6 protein-coding genes are annotated in these 17,102 nt (G+C 41.5%); 3 read left to right on the forward strand and 3 right to left on the reverse strand.

Annotated features, from left to right (window positions below; all coding sequences use genetic code 11):
• Window positions 1-164: 164 nt before the first annotated feature.
• Window positions 165-10,730, reverse strand: coding sequence for an MARTX multifunctional-autoprocessing repeats-in-toxin holotoxin RtxA (gene rtxA / locus LG003_RS12020; RefSeq protein WP_262980814.1), 10,566 nt, complete (start codon window positions 10,728-10,730; stop codon window positions 165-167).
• Between the two features lie 1,684 nt (window positions 10,731-12,414).
• Between rtxA and LG003_RS12025 the strand changes: the two genes are divergently transcribed.
• The 3 genes from LG003_RS12025 to LG003_RS12035 all read left to right on the forward strand — a co-directional run bounded on the left by LG003_RS12025 (window position 12,415) and on the right by LG003_RS12035 (window position 14,872).
• Window positions 12,415-13,104 (forward strand): PAS domain-containing protein, encoded by a 690-nt coding sequence (locus LG003_RS12025; protein ID WP_112876320.1) that lies wholly within the window; start codon window positions 12,415-12,417, stop codon window positions 13,102-13,104.
• Window positions 13,105-13,140: 36 nt separating this feature from the next.
• On the forward strand, window positions 13,141-13,827 hold the full coding sequence (locus LG003_RS12030; RefSeq protein ID WP_262980815.1) for a helix-turn-helix transcriptional regulator: 687 nt from the start codon (window positions 13,141-13,143) through the stop codon (window positions 13,825-13,827).
• Between the two features lie 376 nt (window positions 13,828-14,203).
• The gene (locus LG003_RS12035) at window positions 14,204-14,872 is read left to right on the forward strand and encodes a helix-turn-helix transcriptional regulator (RefSeq protein WP_262980816.1); all 669 of its coding nucleotides are present in this window, start codon (window positions 14,204-14,206) and stop codon (window positions 14,870-14,872) included.
• Window positions 14,873-15,286: 414 nt separating this feature from the next.
• On the opposite strand, the gene LG003_RS12040 is transcribed toward LG003_RS12035, so the two are convergent.
• Complete coding sequence (locus LG003_RS12040; RefSeq protein ID WP_112876323.1) at window positions 15,287-16,270, reverse strand: T6SS immunity protein Tli4 family protein; 984 nt, start codon at window positions 16,268-16,270, stop codon at window positions 15,287-15,289.
• The gene (locus tag LG003_RS12045; RefSeq protein ID WP_262980817.1) at window positions 16,260-16,478 is read right to left on the reverse strand and encodes a hypothetical protein; all 219 of its coding nucleotides are present in this window, start codon (window positions 16,476-16,478) and stop codon (window positions 16,260-16,262) included. Before LG003_RS12045 ends, LG003_RS12040 begins: the two co-directional genes overlap by 11 nt.
• Window positions 16,479-17,102: the final 624 nt, after the last annotated feature.

Genomic DNA, 17,102 nt, shown 5'->3' on the forward strand with positions numbered 1-17,102 from the left:
AAAGTTTCTGCTCAAGAAAACAAAATCGTAGAAATCCTCAGGCATGTATAATCTAGAAGAACTTTACTGCAACATCGATGACTTTTGCCAACAATTTACCGAAAAAGCCGAGCTTGAATTTACATGATTCTGAAATTGCCGCCCTTAAGCAAATCTGCCGTTAATTAAGCAAATTTCCCCTTACCAATCGTGACATCAGTCCACGCCGTTGCGATAGCCGTTTTCGCCTGACTGTCCAGACTCTCAATAAAACCATTATCACCCACTGCCGGAGCAAAACTGCTCATTGCCTGGATCAAGGAATCCACAGCATTATCTGACAGTGCCGTAAATTCGCGATCCCCTGATGCGTTCTTATCACTCATCCGAGTCACCAATTTAGCGCGATTGCCATTAAAGTAATCATTAAAGATGACAGAACCCACCGATTCAAATCTCCCTTGAGCCGTGTTGTCCTGAGTATGGCGATTCACTGACAGCACCAGATCATACCCGCTACGCTGGAACCACAAATTTTGCCAGTCAACACCGTTAAACAAGATCATATCTTCTGCGTTAATATCGCTCACTCGGTTATCAATCACTTCTTCGCTGACCACAAAGCTATCCACACCTGCACCGCCCCGGAAATGGTTCTGATACCCGCCTAACACCAGCAGATCCTGACCTTCACCGCCATCAAACTGGCTGAACTTCGAAATCGCTGCGGCTATCAGATGATCATCACCTTCTCCACCGTTGATTACCGCATGGTAGCCCATCAGCTTAATCGCATCATTGCCGGAATAACCATCAATCCGGTTGTCATTACCAAATACTCTGGCAAAGTCGTCGCCTCCTCCCAGTTCGGCCTGATTATTATTGCCGATGATCACCGTATAATCCTGACCTTCCCCAGTATCCACCCGATTATAGTTGCCGGAGGTGACAACGTAATCCTGCCCGTTACCCGCATCAATAAAACCGCCTTCACCAAAGACAAATGTCTGGTCATTGCCTTCCCCCATAAAGACATGGTTAATACGCCCGGCCACCACTGCGGTATCATCCCCCTTACCGCCAAACATCCAGTTTTCACGCCCCATCAGGACGCCTAAGTCATTACCTTCACCACCTGAAAAAATATTGGAGGTACCTAGCGAGTAATAGACATCACTACCACGACCACCCCAGAAGTTGTTGTTATCTCCCAGATAAGCGCCAAGATCTTTATCGTCACCGCCCCAGTTGAAGTTATAGTTCCCCAACGATACGTGGATATCGCCATCCCCTTGCAGATGACCGCTGCTACGCAGGAAATCAAACGTTTTTTCTTCCATATTAAGCAGATCTGTCGTCAGGTTTTCTTTCAGGTTAGCCACTAACGATTTCATCTCTCGTTGCTTCTTTTCGCTAAACATCGTTGCAAACAGATTAGGTAAGTTCAGCGCATTAAAACCAAATGCAGGCTTTGATTTATTATTGGTCTGAGCATTTTCTCCATTGATACTCACCGAAGATCCTGATTCCTGACTCTCATCAGGCGCTTTCTCTTTCAGGCCATGACTCTCCACAAATGACCTGACACCTTCCTCGCCCATATCAATGCCCGCCTCCAGGCTATCAAGTAACTTTTCTGGATTGGTGAAAACTTGTAGTTGACTACCACTAAATTCCCCAATCACTTCCAGCATCTCTTGCAGAATTGCCTCACCATCAATCGCTTTGCCTGTACAGGAAATAATTTTCCCCTCTGCGGTGTAGTTCACGCCAAAAATATCCGCTAAGGTGGTATCTGCATTTACACTCGCTAATCGGCCAATCAGTTTATTCTTAAGCTGACGCGGTAAGCCCTGTGGATTATAGGTAAAGGTGGTCTTCGCCATGCCGGTTGCCGAATATTGCTGCGTCATCAAGCCAAACAGCGAACCCAAGTTAGTATCCAGAATCGACTGGATATGGTCTCCGAACATCAGGTTCCAGTTACCGGTTGTCACCTGGATATCGGCGCCACGCCCACCTACAGCAAAGTTGAAAGCCAGTTTTTGATTGGCCTGACGGAATTGTTCTATACGACTTATTTTGCCCATACCAGTGCCCTTGCCATGTTCGCCTAGCCACTGATTAAACTTCTTGTTCAATGTCAATTCAGCATCATACTTCAAACCACGGCTGCTACGCTCATGTTGAGAATCCAGATCAGTCAATGTGTTGTAGTCCACGCTGCTGGTTTGGTCCAAACCGGACATATCCTCTACAAACTTCTTCGCACCGGCGATGGTCCACTGCTGGTCTTGTGCCGCTAACCAATCCTGATCCTCACTGGAACCCGCGACACCTTGCAGTACATCGGTAATACGCGCCACACCATCAAACGGATTAACCAACGGCGGCGTTGGGATGGATTTATCCATCATCACAATCAGGTCATTACTGCGGCCTTGGTTGAAGCTGACATTACGATTACCGATAAACATTTGCGCCCCTTCAAGCGCTTGATAACCTGCAATATCGAAGCTCTGTTTACTGTCGCCATTACCGATGTGCACCATCACATTGTTATCACCGAAGGCCAGTGATTTAAAACCACCGGTACCCACTTTGATACCAACGTTCGAGGTTCCCCAATTGAGTGCGGTAAACTCCCCATCTCCCACATTCACCTGGATATTACCGGAGTAACTGAGCTGATTATTCGCTTTCTCATTGGAATCAATTTGAATCGTATTTTTACGTTTGTTTGGTTTAACAAATTGTTCAACGTTACCCGCGATCGCTCCTTTAATAACAGTATCAGCTTCGGTATGTCCTACCCTAGAGAAGTTAATATCACTTTCGGCAATACCACGGCGAACTAGCTCGGTATGCGTGATCAACTCATTTTGGTTATTCCAACTCAATACGATTTTATTATCAGGCAAATTGTTAACCCATTGGTTATGTTGATCACGGGTAAATTTGCGTCCACTGGCATCAACAGCCACTTCACTACTGCGAGCGGAAACATCGCTGCGAATGCCTTGTTTATCCAACACTGTGATAAAGCGACGAGCAAAGCCATCCCGTTTGTCATCACTTATCAAAGAACAGCCCACAATACTGATGTGATCAGGTTTGTGAGTTATGCTGTTACCCTGATTAACGTTCTGATAAAACCGCGTTAATCTGGTCGCCAGTTCATCAGCAGCGTAACCACTCAGACGAATGTTATTCTGCTCCAACGTATCACGACCATGACCGACAATCTGCCAACGTAACTTACCGGATAATCTGGCAAGATCACCATAAACCACACGATATTTGCCCTTAGAATTAAGTTGAACCACTACGCTAGAATCTGAGTGTTTACCCGCCAGATTAGCCGCGGCTTTGGCAACGACCGGATCATCCTCCATTTGGATAATAATCTGACCATCAAAGCGAGTTTCACGACCATCAGCTTGTGGCGTCACCTTCTCTATTTGCCAGTCACCGAGTAGCCTGCTCGTTTTCTTATCTTGATGAGTATCGTCGATGATAGTAGGTTCTGACTTCTTATTCTTACTCGATAACTCATCTAACTCCTCCACTGTAGGGCGGCTTTGTGGTTTCACCCTGGCATGTTTCTGATAGAATTCCCCAGTTTCTTGGAAAGCGTTATCCAGCGCCCGACTTACCCACACTTTGCCTTCTTCACCGGCAATATCCAACAGATCCCGATAATTGGCAGTGTAGCTATTTAGTAACTGCTTACGTTGTTCATCACCGGTTACCTGTAGTGCCCGATAAACCGCCAGACTTTCGTTGACAGAATGACCACCATCAAATACCAGAAACGCCAGCGTGTTGAGATAGCTCTGTCTGGCCGAGAAAGTAGGCTGTTCACTAGCAATATAGTTATTGAGGTGAACCATGATATTGGTCGAGCCAGAAGCCCCCGTTACCACAGAATGACCTTGCGCTAACGCATTATACTCAAATCTCGTTTCCCATCCGGGGACCAAAATTCGACCCGTAGCAACCTTTCTGCCATACAAAAAGTCATCATGCTTGTTATTAGCAGGCTGGTAGGGTAACGCAGTACCATAATCGTTAGTCTGCTTTTCGGTTATTTCAACTTCATACGTGACATCAGCCCCGCTAGTCAGTTGACTACTGGTCGAACGGGCTTTGGTGATAACATCTTCATAGAAACGATCCCCTTTAACCTTCCACTCTGCACGATCCATCCCCATTCCTGGGGTAATTGCCATTTTTACTGCCAGAAATGGCACCTTAATCACAGCAAAACCATCATCAACCTGAGTCATCATGACGTTGAAATTGGCAAAAGTCGGTTCATCCAGAAACGTCGTCAATTCAGGCACCCGACTAAACCAGGGACGAAAGTCCTTGTTAATGGCCCTAGCGAACCCCGTCATCTTTTTAGCAATAATCTTCTCACGCTCGGCTACATCAGGATAAAAACCTGCTATCCACTGTTCAAATTTCTCTACCAGAAATTGTCCTGTCTGCCTGGAAATGGTCATGGCATCCTGTGGCGCTGTTTTCACCAATTCATGGGCCAATTCAGAATCAAAATGGCGGCCAAACAGGTTGTCAATATATTGCCCCGTCGTCTTTTCTTTGCCGGCATCAGCCAGTAACTGCTGAGCTAACGTGTGTAATTCAGGATGTGTCTGCAACTGGGTAGCCGCATCCTCAAATAGCTTAATGGTTTCCTGTCGGGTTACTTGTCCGCTAAACCAAAGGTTTTTGGCCCGTTCAATTAGTGGCATACCTTCAGGAATAGCTTCTTGTTGCAATCGGCTAATGAAAACGATCAGGCTTTCACCTTCAGTTTTAGGCGCTTCCCGTTCCGCCGCAGAGTTAATCTGAGTCAATGGCTTGATTTGTAAATCAGTAAGACGATTAATCTCGCTTTGTGCGATATCACCTTTCAGACCTACCACACGCCCGAATCCATCAAAGGATACATATTGATCAAACAGTGCAACATGGTCAGGCGCTAAGCTAACCCCTAAAATCCCGGCTGATTCAGCTCTTTTTGCCTGAAGGTAAGCAACCAATTCCCCCATCTCAAAACGCAGGCTTTTGACTAATCGACCACGCTTGGTAAATTCATTGGGATCATGCTGTTGCCAATGAGCAAGCGCTTGCTCAAGCTGCAACACATGCTGCTCATTAGGTTGTTCGACCGTATTGTTGAAAGCCTCACGTACTGCCACCAGCGCCTTACTGGGCCGATCGGTATTTATCTGACCAAGATATCTTTTTGTCGAATCAATAAACCGTTTGTCACCTTGATTCAGCAAGAAAGGCTCAAACTCTCTCAGGATGGAAGAATGAGATTTAAGGCTATCTCCACCAGCCGTTTGCCCCAATCCTTGCAAATTGATACCCGAAATTACAGGTGCTTTTTTGGTTAACTTTCCAGGTTGATTCGAAATAGGTTCCACAACCCTATCGGATGACGTTCCGGTAAGCAGGGAAATGATCGAAGCACCAACATTTTCTGCGCGAATACTCCTGTTGATCTGTAGCCGATTAATCGCCTGTTGCGCACTACTCAATGCCGCCAAATCTGTGGCTGTTAGCGTTAGATCTTCACTGTTCCAGCCATTAGCTTCCGTTTTGGATTCAGGATTGATATGACTTTTCGGTTTCGCTACGTCGATTGGTGTATACGCTTTTCCAGACAAGCCACTGCCGGTCGCCCCGCTACGATCGGGTTTTGCATCACCAGCCTGTTTCGCACCTTTCGCATCAGCCTGTACCTGAGCGACTTTATTTTTCGCCACCGAACTATCATGTTCACCGCGTTGTTTCGCTTCTTCATACACGGCATAGGCATCACTTTCCGCTTTTGCTGCCCGCAGGCGTTGTAAATCTGCTTCTTTCTGTCTTGATTTCGCTTTTGTACGCGCATCCTCAATATTGTCGTCTGCGTTCTTTATATTCTGATAACCTTGCTCTAAACCTGCTTCTGATTTGCCAATTGCATTTTTTACTTGTTGTTGGTTATCAATAAGGCGCGGCTGTAAACCCGCTAATTTTTTCTGTGAAATAAATTTGGTGTCATCTAATTTCTCCTGAGTACGGTCCAAATATCCCGCAGCAAACCGGTCACGCCACTCATCACCCGATTGACCAGCGTAATTCCCATAGCCATTAAGCGCATCCAGACGTTGAGTCATGGAGAACAGTTCCTTCATTACTGCTCGCTCTTCTCCACTTATTGCATCACGCTGTACTTGTCCATTGGTCTTCAGCGCATTTTGATCCGTTGATTCCAATTGGAATTGTGATTTTGAAATTGTTTTAAGTTGGTCATCCCTTTCTTGTTCCAGAATACGGCGATTCTCCTCCGCTTTCTCTTTATCACTTAACGCATTTTGCGCAGCGCTGCCCTGTTCTGCATGTTTAATAACAGCATCAGCTTGCGATGATGATTCACTCTGAGTCGAATCAACCTTGTCTCCAATATGCAAGGCATTCTGGATAGCCTCAGTATCAGGAGTCTCCACCTGAGTTACCGTGCCACTTAATTTATCACGCAGATCCGAATCAACTTCATCAATGGCATTCATCTGGAAACCATCAATGGCAGAAACTTCGGTTAAATTAATCGCCCCTCGGCCTTTATGGGTTCCAGAAGTATTCGCCTCATTACCGTGAATCAGATAGTTAATTGCGTGGCTACCTTCCACATTTAACACAGTTTGTTTAATACTTTTAAACAGTAAGGGGAGGTTATTACTTTGCGTGTTGCTTTCTGCAATAGAAAGCGTGTAGAAATCACCATTACCCACCTTAATCGCCACATTATTACGTGCATAAGAGGCGTTAATCCCCAGGCCATCACCAACATGAATATTGGCATTGCTTTTACCTTTCATGATCGCAACATTAAGACCCTGCCCGACTTTAGTATTAACGTTATATTCACCCCACACTGCGTTAACGGAAACACCATCACCCACGTTGGTATTGACATTAAAATCGCCATGCGTCGCGGTGACACTTAAACCATTCCCCACCGTGGTCGTGATATTGGCTTTGCCTTTTGCCGCAGTAACCTGCATACCGTCACCCACTTTGGTGACAATATTTCCTTCACTCCACAAGGTATTAAAGCTGTCACCATTACCGACCTGAGTCACAATGTTGGCATCCGCTTTGGCAAGCACGACATTGCGCCCATCACCGACCTTGGTAATCACATTAGCTTTGCCCCAAGCGCCGGTATAATCATCACCTTGCCCCACATGGGTGATGATATTGGCATCACCCTGAACAACCGTGACTTGCTGATTATTACCCACTTTGGTAATAATGTTTGCTTTACCTTTCGCGAAGTTATAACGGTCACCATCACCAACCTGCGTTAGAATATTAGCATCCCCCCAAACAGCATTAACGCCGATACCACCCCCCACTTTGGTAATGATATTGGCTTTCCCTTTGGCGAACCCCACCGTCACGCCATGACCAACATGGGTCATGATGTTACCCACATCGGAAATAAGTAAACCGACTGTTGTCCCGTCCCCTACCTTCGTTAGAATATTGCCCTTACCGAATAGCACGGCAACAGTAGTTGATGATCCCTTATGAGTGATGACATTCGCCTCCGCCGCCGCAACCACCCCCATAAAATCATCGCCCACTTTGGTGACAATATTCGCCTCTCCTAACGCTAAAACGCCGGTTAAGCCATTGCCGGAATGAGTCATGATATTGGCTTGACCAAACATTGCCGCCAATGTTGTACCATCACCAACCCTGGTCATTACATTCAGCTCGCCGGCAAACAAGCCAATACTGGTGCCATTACCTACATGCGAATAGATATTGGCCTCACCAATCATCAAACCGAGCGCCAAATCATTGCCCGCTTTCGTCAGGATATTGCCCTGCCCGATCATCGCGGCAAAGGTTGAGCCATTACCAATATGGGTCATCACATTGGCCTCACCGATCATTGCTGCCAGCGTCATGCCGTTACCCACTTTGGTGGCGATATTGCCTTTAGCCAACATCAAGGCAACACTCATTTCATCACCAATGTGAGTAAACACATTGCCGGCGGCTATCATCAATGCCAACGCTTTACCATCCCCCACTTTGGTAAAAACATTCCCCAATCCCCCCATCAATCCCCATACATCACCGTTGCCAACATGAGTAAAGATATTGCCCACACCAATCATGGCCGCAATCGCCGTTCCATTACCCACTTTGGTAAAGACATTGCCTGCGGCTCCCATAACTCCCAGAGTCTGATTGCCACCGACATGAGTCAGCACATTACCTATGCCGAGCATGATACCCGTGGTGTCACCATTTTCGATTTTGGTCAAGATATTAGCGCCACCTAACATCACCCCCGTCGTACTTCCATTGCCAATGTGAGTAAACACATTGGCACCACCGCCCATCAGCGCAATAGCTTTACCTCTGCCCTTTTTCGTCAGAATATTGGCACCACCTAATGCAACCGCCGTGGTGCCTGATATTTTATCATCGCCGAGATGCGTGATAATGTTCGCGCCACCAAGCATACCGGCAACCAAATCACCGGCACCAAGCTTGGTCAGCACATTGGCGCCACCCACCAGTACCGAGGAGACCTTCCCCTTACCTGTTTGGGTCATCACATTAAAACCGCCGGCACCTAACCAATTAGCGTTGCCATTACCTATTTGGTCATGAGTGTTGTAACCCCCAAACATGATAACTCGGCTATCGCCATTACCTTGATGAATCGAAATATTACCCATTGCCAAAAGATAAGCCAGATATCGCCCATCACCGATTCGAACCAATACGTTCGCTGCACCGCCAGCGTAAACATCCATTTCTCCACGCTGGCTTTGATGAACCAATACGTTTGCCAGACCTGCACCACGGAACGTCAGATCGCCCTGTTCCCCCTTTTTCACGATGACATTAGCAGCACCCGCGCCTTCAAAATTGACATTACCACGTGTGACACTGGAGGTAATGACGTTGCCACCCCCCATGCCCTTGAAATCAATATCACCGGAGCTGTCACCTATGCCCGCAGATGATTTCACCAACTCCTGATAACTATATTCCTCAGTGTGTGCTAAGTGCTCAGAAACACGGCATACTGAATTCACTTTGTATTGCAGATTAGTTAGCGAATATCCGCCCATACCCATTGAGCGATAACCATTTTTGAATGAAAAATCTTCAGCAGCCAGATTACCGGTATGATCACCTGCTTTGTACCACGCACTGGCATAATATTGCAGCGCGCCGGTTTCAGGATTATTCGCCAATTCAACCATCACCACTTTGGTATATGACTCAACATACTTGGCATAAATATAAGTGTTCGGTTGACAGTTCGATTTCACCGCTGAAACATCTAATATCAAACCACCAGAATGGATTGCATACCCATGCATCTTGGCATCAATTAACGTGATATCTCCTGCTCGGGCATTGGTTCCACCGGCATAAGTCACCCACTGGTTCTCCTGCAAATCTTCTTCAACAGTATGTTGAATAATAACAGGGTGATGATGTTCGAAGACTAAATTAGAGAGACGGTAACCACCATTGATGCCTATATCAGTAAATCCATTGCTTGAAGAGATATTCTCCGTAGCAAGATTCTTAAGGTGATTTCCCTGTTTATACCAAGAAGTGGCGTAATAATTGAGCTTACCGGTTTCAGGATCATTTCGGAGTTGGACTTTGCTAATCTTAGTGTACATTTCATCGGCAAATGCAAAGAGGTAAGTGTTAGGCTCGATAGTTGATTTAATACCTGTTACTTGTTGGGATTGCTGAATCCAACTTCCTCCCATCGTCGCCGTTATTAATACAATCTCTTCAGCTTTAGCATATTCCAGAGTGCCATCACGAGAACCGCTATCTGCGTCGATTCTTGATATTTCATTGTAAGCACCGGCACCATCGAAAGTAATATCACCATGTGCGACATCAGAATAGATCCGGTTATAACCCCCTGCACCTTCAAATTCGATATTACCGTGCGTCTGTCCATATTGATCTTGACTTTGGCGCAAACGCTCAATACGGTTTGATGCCCCGGCGCCATGCAAAATAATATTGCCTTCTCTACCTTTACGTATAATGTGGTTATCAGCCCCGGCACCTGTGAAATTAATATTGCCACTTTCAACCAACGAACTGATACTATTCGCTGCTCCCCCACCGTCAAATTTCACATCACCGTGGCTTGTCTCATAGTGATCATACCAGGTACGGTCAATTTTATTACCGGCACCAGCGCCGGCAAAATTTAAATTACCTTGATTCGTTTCATGCCATAATTCGTTATAACCACCAACACCGTTAAAAGTCACATTACCGGATTGTCCTTTGCGATTCAGGCCATTATAAGCCGCTGCTCCTGAGAAATTGAGATCACCGTGGTCACCCTGATGATCCATAAAAACACCCCCTGCCGCACCAGTAAATGAAATATTACCATTACCACTTTTATCAATACCCGAATAACCCGCAGCGCCATGTACGGCCAGATTACCTTCCTTATCCACTACTTTTAAATATCCGGCGCTACCATCGACTACCTTGTTGCCAGAATCGGCATAAACTGTTGCTCCAATTGACCCGAGGATAATACGATCATCTCCCCCTTTGGCATAAATAACCCCTCCGACACCAATAGCAACAATATTATTGCCATCATCATCGTCGTAGTATTTTCCAGTAAAGAAATATTCTGTACTGCGGTTTGATGATTTTCCCATAAACAATCCCTTAATTTAAACTGAGGTTAAATAGAAAACCACTGCATCTGACAGATACAGAAGCGGTTTTGAGAATCTAGTTTTCCGCGGACAGAGCAAATCCACCGTTCTTCCCACGGTAAAAAAATATAATGACAGCCATCACTCAGGCATTATTTATAAAATTATGTCTAATTAGATAGATTATTCTAACTCTATTGAGTTATTACTCCATTGATTGTTTTCTTTCTAATCAACGAAATAATGAAAAAAAACGCCTTTGTTATAACTGATATCAGAAGTGATTTGTTCGAAATTTTTAAACATATTTCTTCCTCAACAAGAAATTTACTGACAAAGATTATAAAATATATAGTGAAGCAAAAACCCTAAGCTCAGAGACATAATGGACTTATATATCTACAAATACGGTTAAATGAATAAGCAGAATAAAATAATATAGAGCAAAAACTCAAAATCAATATTAATATATAAGAAAGTCTGTTTACCCCCCATATATTGCCCTATATCCCTACATTGATATTAACAATACAAATAAAATAGTGAAAAATAATATCAACTTACAGGTTAACTTTTTGTTTTTATTAGTATAATTAAAAAATTTTCATAAATAAAATTACTAAGGTTAAATTATTAACATTATTGCATCAGAAATGCAGGAAAATTTAACTTATTAGTCGAATCCGCCGCAATTAAGCGGCATACCCCTTTATTTACTTACCTGTTTTAATTACCTCTTTGTCGATAAAGTTAAAATCATTATATGAAATTCTACCAATTAGGATATCCTCTGATTCTTGATACCTATCAAGAGAAAGTAACTCAAAGATAAAATTCGTCAATAATGCATTCTGAATCACAACTTGGCTTTTTACTCAAGTCCTTTGAATATGAACTAATAAGGTTAGGAAAAAATTTATGTTAGCGTCGTTCATTAAGTATTTACTACTTAATCCCAAGAGAGTCACTATTGTCAACTACCCTTTTAAAAGGGTAATGAGCACAAACAATGTAAAAAGCTAAGAGCATATACCCTATGGATTTCAAGATGCATCGCGGCGGCAAGGGAGCGAATCCCCGGGAGCATAGAGAACGATGTGACCGGGGTGAGTGAGTGCAGCCAACAAAGAGGTAACTTGAAAGATAACGGGTATATACTTAACACAACAGGCGTAATCTATTTAGTCCAATCTTTATGTCACATCAAAAATATGACCAAAAACCATCATTTTTTTCATGCCGCTGTTCAGATTTTCTCTTTATTACAAAGACGAGTAAATCAAATAGTTTAACAGAACAGCTCTTAAGCATTAGGACAAATAATTATTGAACAACTGACAACAATGAGGATGCTGATAATTTCAACTATAATCTGCAATTATTGACCATTAATAATACCTATTTTTCAGCTAAAAATAGCTGATATCAGGCACAGCAGCGAGCACAGCAACAACCTCTACTTGATTTTTCAATAAATCATTTAAATAATCTTCATCTAAAATAGTATATATAGTTATATTCCTCTCTATTTAAAGTTTCATTATTAAATAGTAAAAATTCAATTAATAAACATACGCTTTTTGACGAGAAAAGCATTATATTCTATTATATGGCTGTCCACTTAAGACATAATCGAAAAAGCAACCATTCAGATAATGATTTAAATAGGAATTTAGGAGTTACTATGTCAAACATACGAAATAAATCCACTCTTATTACACCACAATTAACCCTGATGTGGGACAAAAGCAATGAACCTTGGGGTGCCAGAGATCATCAGTCAAGATTTATTTATGCTAACCCTGCTTTCTATCAACTACTCAACCTTCCTGAAGATTTCGATATTATCGGGCTTACCATGGGTGAATTACCCTCGCCTATCGCCGAATATGCAGAAGAAGTCCACCGTCAGGATCAAAAAGCCATCCAAACTATGCAACGCATCACTTCACTGGAAACACATCGGTTTGGAGAAAATAACGTCAAACAAAGCTATATTTGTGATAAATTTCCCCTTTATGATGAGAATAATGATTGCATTGGGATCTTCTTTCATATGTATCAACCTCAAAACTTTTCTGTTTCTTACTATTATGACAGAACATCGCCATCAAACCTGGAATTTACGCCACCAAATAATCTATTGACGCAAACCGAGTGGGAGGTGCTTTTTCTAACCCTGCGATCACAGGATGAAGAGAGCATCGGTGAAGAATTAACGATGAGCACAGAAGATGTTGTTAATCATATTCAGTCAATTTACCAGAAATTTAATTTACCACCACAGATAGAATTAGCAGATTTCTGTAAGAAGAATAACTATCATCTTTATATTCCTGAACGTTTTATTACTATTGGTAGTAAGGAATTGTAAATTTATAAAACATTAATTACACGGCAGGATCTCATTATGAGAAAATTTAATAGGATAAATATTTCATCTCAAGTCATTAATACCATGCAGCAAAGTAATGAACCTTGGGGGATCAAAGATAAAAAGTCGTGCTGGATTTTTGGCAACGAGGCATGTAAATCTCTTCAAAATTTTCAAAAATCATTTGATTATGAAGGACGGTATGACAATGAACTTCCTTGGGATGGTGCTGAATTTGCAAAAGAATTTGTTATTCACGATCAAAGTGTAATGGAGAAAGACATAAGAATATGTTCACTTGAAACACATATGTTTGGAAAAGATAAATTTCTATCATCTTATTTCTGTGAAAAATATCCATTCTATAATGATGAAAACGAATGTATCGGCATCATTGCCCATGCATGGAAAGCTCAGGATTTCTCATTTACCCGTCTATTTTATGGAAAACTACCATCATCTATTCTGTTCTCTCCACCAACTGATATATTTACGCAACGGGAATGGGATGTTATTTTCCTCATGTTACATAAGTATACCAGTAAGCAAATCGGTAGGATGTTAAATATCTCCTATCGTACGGTTGAAACCCATTTCTCACGAATATATAAACGAATTGGTGTTCATTCTAGCCGTCAATTAGAAGAATATTGCCGCACGAATGACTATGACCTCTACGTGCCAGAGAGATTTGTGAACCGGGAAAGCAGAATATTTCCTTAGGCCCCAAATCACAATAAGATTTTTATTATGAAGAAGAACTATGCAATATCACCTCAGATTAGGTAATGAACTGTAGGGAGGTAAAAGATAGTTCTTCATGCTTTATTTACGGCAATCCAGCAACAAAATAATTCACTCATAATATTAATAAATTATTTGATTGCAAGAAGCCTTACTACATAATTCATTGTTTTAAATATAATAAATAGGCAACCAAAACAATAAGTCAAATAACAAGCAACAATTCATTCTGCCATAACATATAACACTAGAAAATTCTTATGAAAAACATCAATTTTATCGCTATATCCCAGAAAGCGCTAGGGAATCTCAAAGTAGAACGTTTATTTAAGCTGAAAATTTTCAAGGAGTCTTTATGAAGAACTATACGATATCACCTCAAATTATCAACACGATGGCAATCAGCAATGAGCCGTGGGGAATAAAAGATAGTTCTTCAAATTTCATTTATGGTAACTCAGCAACAAAGAAATATATTCATAACTTTAAAGCATCATTTAATTATGATGGACTTTATGATCATGAACTCCCTTGGGACGGCGCTGAATTTGCTAAGGAATTTATTATTCAAGATAGTATGGTCATGGCAAAAGAACAGAGAATATGTTCAGTTGAAACACATATATTCGGACAAGATCAAATGTTATCATCTTACTTTTGTGAAAAATTGCCTTTTTATCATGAAGATGGAAATTGTATCGGCGTCATGTATCATTGTTGGGAAGCTAAAAGCTACTCATTAGCCAGCCTACATCAATATTATAAAAAACTACCGGCATCCATTATGCTTCAACCACCAAGCGATATTTTTACGCCGCGTGAATGGGATATCATCTTTTTCTTTTTACAAAAATACACCAGACAACAAATTAGACAGATATTAAATATTGCTTATCGTACCATTGAAACCTATATGGCCCAGATATATAACAAGATAGGGATTCATTCCAGCCAACAACTGGAAGAATATTGTTTAGCGAATAATTTTCATCATTATGTACCAGAAAAATTCTTATTGTCATAGCAATTTTATTATTAAACCATTTTGTTCCTGACAATAGTATTCAATCTGGACGTACCAGAATAAATAACGGTAGCCTTGATCTATTAATAAGGCTACCGCTGAAACAGCATTATTAACGCTATTATGGCAAAACGAATTAAAATAATTTTTCTCTCTTTTTCTTATTTAAAAATTTATTTACTTCGACATCGAGATAATAGCACCAGAAATTTACAAACAAGGGAGAATGTGAAAGGGTTGAGAGGGATGGTGAGCATGTGCATTTGCGGGTAACCTATCCGACAAATGATAAGTATATCAACAACCAATATTACCGGACTTAAAAACAACATATAATCTAATAAAGCCATTAGCGATATAAATCAAGCCTCCCATTAGTGAATTATTTAAAACACTATCCCTCTCACTTCATCGCTATTCGAAAGCATCCGGTCCTCTACGAAAGGTTTTCGTTATTGCATCCCAAAACGCGATCAATTCATCTTCGGTATATGGCGTTGCAGGTAACTGGTAATTCATTAACATAATAACAACACAGATTTTTTTATCATCCAATACCATATCATTTGCAATAAAATCAAATTGATAACGCGGATTATTATCAAGAGATTGCATACCTACTGCTAATAACTCTTCCCCATGAATCCCATTTATTTCTCTTTCCCTCTTTCTTATTACCTTGCCATAGTTAATAAACCAATCCCTTTCAATCGCACTAATACGTTCAAGTAAAGTGCCTTCCCCTTTAAAGTCATTAATAATTTCAAGACTGAATGTGAAATTATCATCCTGATTTCCTTGATAGACAAACTTTATATTTTCTTTTTCATTATTATAGTCGGCAACAAAGCCATCAGGGATACAGATTCCTACCTCTATCGGAATATCACTATCCTTTCTGCCACTGATTCTGGCAATTAGCCTTTGCATTTTGTCCAGAGTTTGAGAAAACATTTTATATTGGCTTTCATTCAATCCAGATTTTATATAAAGGTTTCTTGAATAACTATATTTATCATCTGATATCTCCATAAATTTCATTTCTATAATAAAAGCAACCTCATTATCATATAAATGGGCTTCTAATATTCTGGAAAAGCCGGGTTCACTGACACTATTATTTCTATCAAAAATCACACCATATAATTTTCCCTGGAGATGATAAACTTTCTTTAAAAAGGGCAGATCTTTCGGATCGGCAGTTTTAGTCGTCCTTAATTTTTGCTCTCTTATCTCTATGCGCTGTTCAAATGCGGATAGATGCATACGCTTGGTTTCTATTTTTGCATCATCAATAAATATCTCATTGTTGATGATGTTTTCAAATGCCAAGGGAATATCAATCAGATAACGCCCGATACAACGAGTCTGCATATTGGCTAATATCTCAGTTTTCATTCTCTTTTCCTTCTCTTTTCCTTTTTAGGTTAAAACGGGATAATAATGGGCAGAGAAATATCACTGCCACAGAATATAAGTGCCTATCTTTTTTCGCATCACGGTTGAGAGCTTCATGAAAAAACGGCGTACTGAGCAGCATGCCGTTGGCGTAGCGATTGACTAGTTCAGCGGCGATAATGAATTCACGTTGTAAACTTACTTCCATTATTCTCCCTATATCAGTACGTAAATCCTTCGGTAAACTGGAACTAGCTACTTTCAAAGGAGCACCTACCGCAAAAGCCGCTGCATAACATCATGCATAAACAGGATGAGCGATTTCTGATTTTTTCTATCTTCTTAACGGGTGCTTATAAAGATCAACTCTTTTTTTCAAAAAAATACGATTTTTTAATGTCCCCCATTGTCACCACCGATATAACAGCATGTTGAACAAAATATTTAAACTTCATGACAATAACATGACATTTATTGACATCAAGATAACCCCATAGCAACATGCCCTCTTCACTGAGAAAAGCATAATCATGGCTCTCACCCATATAGCCAAATGTTTTAATCGGAATATCTGTAGTGATATTTATCCTGACAGCTATTCTGTTAACAAAGACAGTTAACGATTACGCTATTTCCTCATTTACCTCCATGGGTGGTTATCATACTTAAGGGTGTAAGAATTGTTTACACGCGTAGACAATGCTGAGAAATAGGATTTCTCCGCCAGCGTCAAGTGTAGGACTTGATAAAAAATAAGGCACCGAAGTGATTAACATTCGGTGCCTATATTCAGCAAGATTGTCCGGCTATTATAAAAACCGTTAACCGGACA

The organism is Photorhabdus kleinii (assembly GCF_025384885.1).
GTDB lineage: Bacteria > Pseudomonadota > Gammaproteobacteria > Enterobacterales > Enterobacteriaceae > Photorhabdus > Photorhabdus kayaii.